This is a genomic window from Xanthovirga aplysinae, assembly GCF_009711365.1.
GTDB classification, from domain to species: Bacteria; Bacteroidota; Bacteroidia; order Cytophagales; family Cyclobacteriaceae; genus Xanthovirga; species Xanthovirga aplysinae.
Genome location: NZ_SMMB01001051.1, coordinates 1 through 7,046 on the forward strand (window position 1 = coordinate 1; position 7,046 = coordinate 7,046).

A 7,046-nucleotide genomic window follows, 5' to 3' on the forward strand; every position below is an offset into this window, starting at 1 on the left:
AATGATTCTTTCGATTATGAGATGAAGTCAGTAATTAATGAAGTATTTCCTGATATTTCGGAACGTAAAATAGATTGGTTTACTGGGATTCTTGTTCTCCCGCACGGAAAACTTGTCAATTATGTTCATATGGGTTATGGTTCTACATACAAAAAATATCTATTATTGGAAATTGAAAAAGGGGCCTTCAGAAAAAAAATGAAATTTAACCATAAACAATACAGGGCTTTTAAAAAAGAACAGTTCTCCTTATTTAAAAATACCGAAAAATATAAAAAAGCTTTTGAGGAATTAAAGCAACGCGGTAATTTAGACCAAAAATTTATAGATTCATTTCTTGAAGACTTTGTAGTTGATTACACTTCAAAGATTTTAACGAATGATAAATAAAGAACTAAAACACAACAATAGCGAGCTGCCATGCTTTGCCAGCTCATGAAAACAGTTGCAATTACTATCTACTTAGGGTAAAACTGGAAGTATTTTTTATTAAAGTGTGTTCAAAATAGGAGTAAGATAAAAAGCACAACCTATTTCTATTTCCTTCAATCTTTAGCATTTCGGCACTGTATTCAAGAAAAAGTATTCTAATTTGATATAAATTGATTTTTGGGAATATCGGTAAAGTGTTTATGCTTTTCCGTAAAATTAATTATTTGCCCTGCTAGTGCAACATCAACTACTCTGGTATCCATGGAAACCTTTACCTCCATAGTTTCCTTTCCGATATATGAAAACATTAAGACTGAAACTTCATCCAAAGGTATTCTAATAAAATACTTCCCATCTACATCGGTTTGAACACCCTCAGATAATTTTTTAATCACTACACTCGCTCTTGCTAATGGCATTCCATCCTCTTTACAAGTGACGGTACCCGTGATTACTCCTGGGATTAATTGAGAATTACTTTCATATTTGGTAACCAAAGATTTTATTGGATTTATTGGTTCAACTAAATCCTTGCTTTCACAGGAAATAAAAACAAATACCGCAGGAAGAAGGATAAGTAATAGTCTAATATTTTTCATAACTATTTTAATTTAAATATTCAATAAACTATAATAAGTTAATTAAAAATTAATAAATATTTATTTTACTATTACACATCGTATAGTAATTAGACGTGAAAACTCTTTAAATTTCCCTTCTTCTCCTTTTCCTTAGAACTCCCTCGATGAAATCCAATGATTGTTCCACAATGAGTTAGTAAGGCCCCAAAAACAATATAGGAAAGCTGTTCATTTTCTTTAGGGACCCCTACAAAAAATAGCATAAAACCCAATAGTACAGCAGAAACTACGATCACAAAGTCCAGAATGTAAGCTGTATTCTTAGCCAGCTTAGATGCGTATTCAGCTTTTTGAATTTCTACATTGCTATCTCTAGCATGTTGAACGTCCTCCAGGTATAGTTTCAAATCCGTTTGCTCGTACTCTCGGCTGAGTCTTTCGAACTCTAGTTTATCGGCTGGACTAAGTTGATCTTTCCCTAACAGGTCGGCCACAAATCCAACAGGAAGAAAAATATCTCCTACCTTCGACAGAATATTAGGTGCTTTGTTTTTCAGCCATTGGCCTTATAGACCCATGACAATGATAGCGCCTATTTGCTATGAATGCAAGCACTACAGAAGAGACAAAGAAGGTTTATACTTTTGCCTTGCCTATCCCAACGGCACCGGAATACCAGACGATATTCTTTTTACTACTGAGGACCGCTACGAAGTAAGGCCAGATCAAAAAGGGGATTATGTTTTTGAGCAAATAGAAAAGGATGAAGAAGTTAAATGGGAACTGGGAAAGAAAAATTAGGCGTCTCCGAAATTACATCAATTTCAGTATGGCTGATGAGGTAGGTCAAACGGCTGTGTATTATTTTGATGAAGCTTTCGAGAAAGAAGCATGGGACGGTCAGCCTTGGCCTAACCGGAAAAGGGAACCACGAGCTGGAAGCAGACCAACTAGAGGGCAAAAGGGATTATTGGTGGATACTGGGGAAACTAGGAGAAGTATTGACCATGACAAACAAGGGAATAAGGTGGTTTTTTCTGCCTCTCGCAAAATAGCCGGAGGACACGATTTGGCTCAAATTCACAACCAAGGAAAAGGGCATCAGCCTAAGAGGAAATTCATGGGAGTTACCAAAGAGTTAGAGTATAGGATACAAAGAGCTATTGAAGAGTCTTTGAAGAAGTTATTTTAAAAATTAAGACCTAAACAAACCTATTTAGGCCTTAAACTCTTATGAATTACTTACTTATGCTATATATAATTTAACCAAATACACTTAATAAAGCACTATGTACACTAAAGTTTTTAAAAGCATCCAGGAAAAATTATCCGAGATTCCAACTATATATTCGAATAATATAAAGTGGTAAAGCAAATCCAAAAAACCAGACTTAAACGGCAAGCTTATACAGGTAGAGTTCGGAGAAATTGAACCGGAAAATAACGAGGTCAACGGGAGCCTAACTCCTATCACTTTGCATTTTTCTCAGGGCAGTCATAAAAAGAAGGGTGACAATGGGGATTTTTATGATTTGGCTAAAGAAATCAGGGATACCTTAAAGGATTATTCAACTGAAAGCCATGATGAGCTAGAGTTTAAAGGCCTAACACCGGATCATGAAGCTGATGGAGTTTTGAGGTGTAAGCTTAAGTTTGAGGGGTTTGTTTATTTGTAGGGATTTTTAAATTTATGACTTTTTGAGGGATTTGAAGTAATTATTTTTTTAGAAATGGAACCAACTTTTAAATACATCGGAAAACAAATAACCATAAAAAAGTTAAGAGATTTTATCATTGATAATAAATTAACAGAAAATGATTCCATTTTACTTCATACCTTAGATTTTGATAATATAGTCCTGGAATATAAAGAGTTTTACAAAGAGAGTTTAATTGAACCATTTTTAATATTAAATGTACTCATTAAGGAAGACGCAAGAAGGGAAATTCCATTTAATCGAATCGGGATATTAAAAAATGATTTTAGATCCGTAAGGACTAAAACAGAAATTAATTATGACCTCTATGAAGGTGAAGTGGCTTATCGATGTGGCTTATGTGGAAATATTATTGATGACCAAGGAAATGATTTAATTGGTCCAGAAAGAGAAAGGATAATTAATTATCTGGAAAAGTTCCCAAACCCCACTGTAAAACATAAATTAGGTAAATGCTGTCCTAATCCATATGAATAAAAAACCCTTTCCACTTCCTCGGCAAATCCTTAAAAGTGGAAGTAATATTAAAGAATAGAATAAAAAATGGCCTGTACTCACAGTTAAGGCCGAAATTTCACTTCCACCTTGGGGGTAAAGCGGAATTAAATTATTTTGTTTAACCCGTTATAAGACGTTATATATTCTTCAATCTTTCTTTTTCCAAATTTATCATATATCCTTGTATTAATCTCGAAAAAAAGCTTGATGTCAATGGACTTATATATTTCACATCTTCTTTTCTATCAAAAATAAAATAAGATGCGTTTGTAGCCGCTATTCCGCCAGTGAAGGAACTCCCCCTATCGTAATCAAAAACATACCTATACTGGGAGGTGTCTTTAAATTTATCAGAATCTAAGTCTTTTCTTAGAATAAATTCATATTTTCCATGGTATTCATTTGAAACATGCTTTTTCAAGTATTTGTCATAGCTTCTTTTTCCCTCTACCACACATAATAGAATAGTTTCCTCTTTTCCAAAATCAGTTGGAATAGCTTTGTTTTCGGTTGTAAATGTTGAAATAGCCCGTGACTTAACTAAAAGACCGCATGAACTCATTAGAAATAATAAGGACATTAAAAATATCCCTAGAGTGATTTTAACAGATTTCATTTAAATAAAAAAATAAATTATAAAACAAAACCATTTAATGGGACTAAACTCATTAAACAACCTGTAATATGATTTATCTTTTAATAAAATCACAGTTAAATTTATTTAATAATTCACCATTGTAACTTATTCAAGGCAGAGTATGGCTTTTTATGAAATATGTTTAAAAAAGAGACAAAACAAACTGCCCCCAAAGAGGGGGTAATACCCTTTAACTACCGGCACATAGGCTATTCCTTTAGAGTTTTAAAAGGATTTCTAACGATTCGGCTGGCTGCTGTGCTTTTTTAGTGTTGGCTTTTGAAAAGTGACAAAGCATGACAGCTCGCTATTGTTAGGCATAGTTTTTATTTGTTATAGGGCCTTTCGTTTATCCAGTTGAATCCTCTCGAGGTAAGTCTAAAGTCTTTTTTGTCCAATCGCTTGGTTTGGCAAAAAATAGTGTCCTCTCTAAAGACTCCTTTGATGGCTAAGGTGGAGTCCGTTTTTACGTAGTGCAAAAAGTAATTCTTGTCCGGGTCATCGCGTTCAGTCAGCTTTATTTTATTGTTTATAGTATCTACTTCCGATTTCAGTCCAAACCTGGAATCGTTCATGGGATAGAATTGGATAGAACCGTTATATTCAATAGCAAAATATTTCCAACGTTTTTGGTCAGTTATTAATGGAGGAATAGTATCTTGATTTGAGATAAAATCGGTAACTTTATACAATCCGTACAATTCTGGTTTTGGAGCCATTGGCCCATATTCTTTGTCACCTAACACGAATTCGAACGATTTAAAAAGAATGTAAGCCACAAATGTCCATTTAAGTGCTTCTTTAGCTATAGTCCATTTTTTAGATTTAAAAGGCTTAAAAAATTCAACAGGCTCAGTTGCCTTGTTAAAAAATACCACACTTGTCAAACGGTTTAATACTGGGGCAGCAATGATTATCGCTACCAATAGTAGTTGAGATGATAAGAGTTTGACGGGAATATCATAAAATAAATTAACTGCAACTATATTAGCTATAACTGGAATAAGAATAAGAGCACCTAGTAATTTGGTTTTTTTATGGAACAGTAAAATTCCACCAATAAACTCAGCAAGCCCCATGAACAAGTTGTAACTCACAGAATGACCAAAAAAAGTCCATGCCAATCCCATTGGCGAGGAATTACCGTATGGTTGCAATAATCTATAAAAAGATATGTCAGGAAACTGGTACTTGAATATTTTAGCTGCCCCATAAACAACCATTTTATATCCAAGAAAATAACGCAATAAAGCTAGAAACCAGTAATTCAATTTCTTATAATCTCTCTTTTTTTTGTCTAATAGTGTCCACACAAGTGTACCTATCACTGCTAAGAATAGCTGGAATACTAAGAGAACATAATAATAAGTTTTATCTCCACTTCCAGTATAACTAGTGTCTAATGGATTTTCAAGGGTCAAAATATTATTTCCAATCCAGGGGACTATTTTCTTATAGAAATCTAAGGAGAATTTTGGATCGTTTTCGAATTCAGAAATAATATCGAAGGGAAAAGGAATTGTCCAAAGAAATACAAAAATGACAATAAATCTAAAAAGCACTCTGTTTTTTGTTACCATTTTATAATTAATTATACACAACAACCGTATCTACCACACGTTGAATATTATACTATTACCTCACGAATATACAACAATTATGGTATATCCACATTATACCTATTACTTCCCCTATATCCTATCCGTAAGCCCAATTACAACCCCATTTATTACTTTTCTAAACACAAATTTAATTTTTTAAAGATTTCCCATTTTATCAAAAATAAAGCCAGGTATTAATATTTATTATATGCAACAATTAACTATTAATAGGTTATATTAGTCTACTTTTAGTGATAATTACCATTTTTTATGCCTAATAAATTACCTCAAGAACTAGAACAAATTAGAAGAGAATGTAGCCAGGATTTACATAATGGACTTCTATCTATAGATATGGATATTCGTTCCCAACTACAATACCAGGCGCAAGGCTCATTTAAACCGGTCATACCTTTTAACCAGGAGGTAATTAGTACCATGATTAAAGAAGAAATAGAGCGGGTGGACCAGAAAATGCAAAGAAGGCTTAACCGGTATGTGCAAGATAATGGAACTAAGATTCACATTGTTAAGCATGGAGATACTTTATGGAAAATTAAAAATCAATATGGGGTAAGCTTAAATTTACTTCTACGGCATAACCCCCATATCACCAAGCCAGACACTATCATACCAGGTCAAAGAATAGTGATCCCAGCTAAAGTAAATTTAGGTCCCGAGCCGGTGGTTATTAACCTGGAAATTCCAGAAGAGAGTCTTAAGCATATCCACTTTGTTAATACTGATGCAAAAAATGAGGGTGAAGTTTTAAGTGAGGTCTCAAGGTATATTGCAATTGGTGGTACAACTTGGGGTGGTTATGACGAGTTAATCCATAACCACAAAACTTATAAAACAACAAAAGGAGTAGTAAAAAATATTTATAAGACTAATGGTAAAGTTCGGTCAATGCGAGCTGCCAAATTCGCAAGAGCGTCAAGTGCTGTAAAAGGAGTTGGTTATGTTTTTGTTGTGGGAGGAATATTAATTGATAGTTATGGTTTATTAAACTATTATAATAACCCAGATCCCAATGCTTTTAAAGTTCATCCGGCTAAATTTGCATTAAATACAATGATGACTGGGGTAGCGTTATGGGGAGGCCCAGTTGGTTGGGTGATTTCAGGGACTTATTTTGTGGTTGATGCTACAATAGGTTGGGATAATGCCTTCAAAGGTTTAGAATCTGTTACAGAAAAAAATCAAGCCATTCATGGTCCGGGTTGGAGCCCGTTTAGGGATGGAGCTATAAAATAATGCTGTTATGAAAATAATATTAAAAGGATATCAATATCTTTTTTACTCTTTATATAAATTATCTATTAAGAGTGAAAAAAGATGGGGACAGGGAGAAGGAATACCTCATTGGGTAGCTATGCTTGCATTATCAGGATTGTTGGGAATTAATTTCATAACATTGCTGTCGGTTTTTTCTTATTTTACAAAAACAGCACTCAGCTTTAATAAAATGCATGGGGTTTATACTGCTGCTATATTGTTCACTTTTAACTATTTGGTGTTTTTAAGAAAGAAAAGATACCTAAAAATAATAAATGAATTTGATAAGGTATCAAAAAAA

Annotated in this window: 11 protein-coding genes; 7 read left to right on the forward strand and 4 right to left on the reverse strand. The window is 33.6% G+C overall.

Annotated features, from left to right (window positions below; genetic code table 11):
• Positions 1-390 (forward strand): hypothetical protein (locus E1171_RS11440; protein ID WP_222931475.1); only part of this gene is annotated, 390 nt, incomplete at its 5' end.
• A gap of 197 nt (positions 391-587) precedes the next feature.
• Here E1171_RS11440 and E1171_RS11445 read toward each other — a convergent pair.
• Together E1171_RS11445 and E1171_RS11450 are read right to left on the reverse strand one after the other, a co-directional pair.
• Positions 588-1,031, reverse strand: coding sequence for a carboxypeptidase-like regulatory domain-containing protein (locus E1171_RS11445; protein ID WP_155206141.1), 444 nt, complete (start codon positions 1,029-1,031; stop codon positions 588-590).
• Positions 1,032-1,120: 89 nt separating this feature from the next.
• On the reverse strand, positions 1,121-1,507 hold the full coding sequence (locus E1171_RS11450) for a hypothetical protein (RefSeq protein ID WP_155206142.1): 387 nt from the start codon (positions 1,505-1,507) through the stop codon (positions 1,121-1,123).
• Between the two features lie 88 nt (positions 1,508-1,595).
• On the opposite strand from E1171_RS11450, the gene E1171_RS11455 reads away from it, so the two are divergent.
• From E1171_RS11455 to E1171_RS11470, 4 genes are all read left to right on the forward strand, one after another.
• Positions 1,596-1,814 carry a hypothetical protein gene (locus E1171_RS11455; protein ID WP_155206143.1) on the forward strand — a complete coding sequence of 73 codons (219 nt, stop codon included), beginning with the start codon at positions 1,596-1,598 and terminating at the stop codon, positions 1,812-1,814.
• Positions 1,777-2,205, forward strand: coding sequence for a phage virion morphogenesis family protein (locus E1171_RS11460; RefSeq protein WP_155206144.1), 429 nt, complete (start codon positions 1,777-1,779; stop codon positions 2,203-2,205). Before E1171_RS11455 ends, E1171_RS11460 begins: the two co-directional genes overlap by 38 nt.
• Before the next feature lie 283 nt (positions 2,206-2,488).
• The gene (locus E1171_RS11465) at positions 2,489-2,689 is read left to right on the forward strand and encodes a hypothetical protein (RefSeq protein WP_155206145.1); all 201 of its coding nucleotides are present in this window, start codon (positions 2,489-2,491) and stop codon (positions 2,687-2,689) included.
• Between the two features lie 54 nt (positions 2,690-2,743).
• Entirely contained in the window at positions 2,744-3,208 is a 465-nt protein-coding gene (locus E1171_RS11470; RefSeq protein ID WP_155206146.1) for a hypothetical protein, read from the forward strand.
• A 157-nt stretch (positions 3,209-3,365) separates the two neighbouring features.
• Here E1171_RS11470 and E1171_RS11475 read toward each other — a convergent pair whose 3' ends face one another.
• On the reverse strand, positions 3,366-3,845 hold the full coding sequence (locus E1171_RS11475) for a hypothetical protein (protein ID WP_155206147.1): 480 nt from the start codon (positions 3,843-3,845) through the stop codon (positions 3,366-3,368).
• Positions 3,846-4,192: 347 nt separating this feature from the next.
• The gene (locus E1171_RS11480; protein ID WP_155206148.1) at positions 4,193-5,446 is read right to left on the reverse strand and encodes a hypothetical protein; all 1,254 of its coding nucleotides are present in this window, start codon (positions 5,444-5,446) and stop codon (positions 4,193-4,195) included.
• Positions 5,447-5,737: 291 nt separating this feature from the next.
• Here E1171_RS11480 and E1171_RS11485 point away from each other — a divergent pair, with 291 nt between their 5' ends.
• Positions 5,738-6,724, forward strand: coding sequence for a LysM peptidoglycan-binding domain-containing protein (locus tag E1171_RS11485; protein WP_155206149.1), 987 nt, complete (start codon positions 5,738-5,740; stop codon positions 6,722-6,724).
• Positions 6,725-6,731: 7 nt separating this feature from the next.
• On the forward strand, positions 6,732-7,046 hold a 315-nt coding region (locus tag E1171_RS11490; protein WP_155206150.1), incomplete at its 3' end, for a hypothetical protein.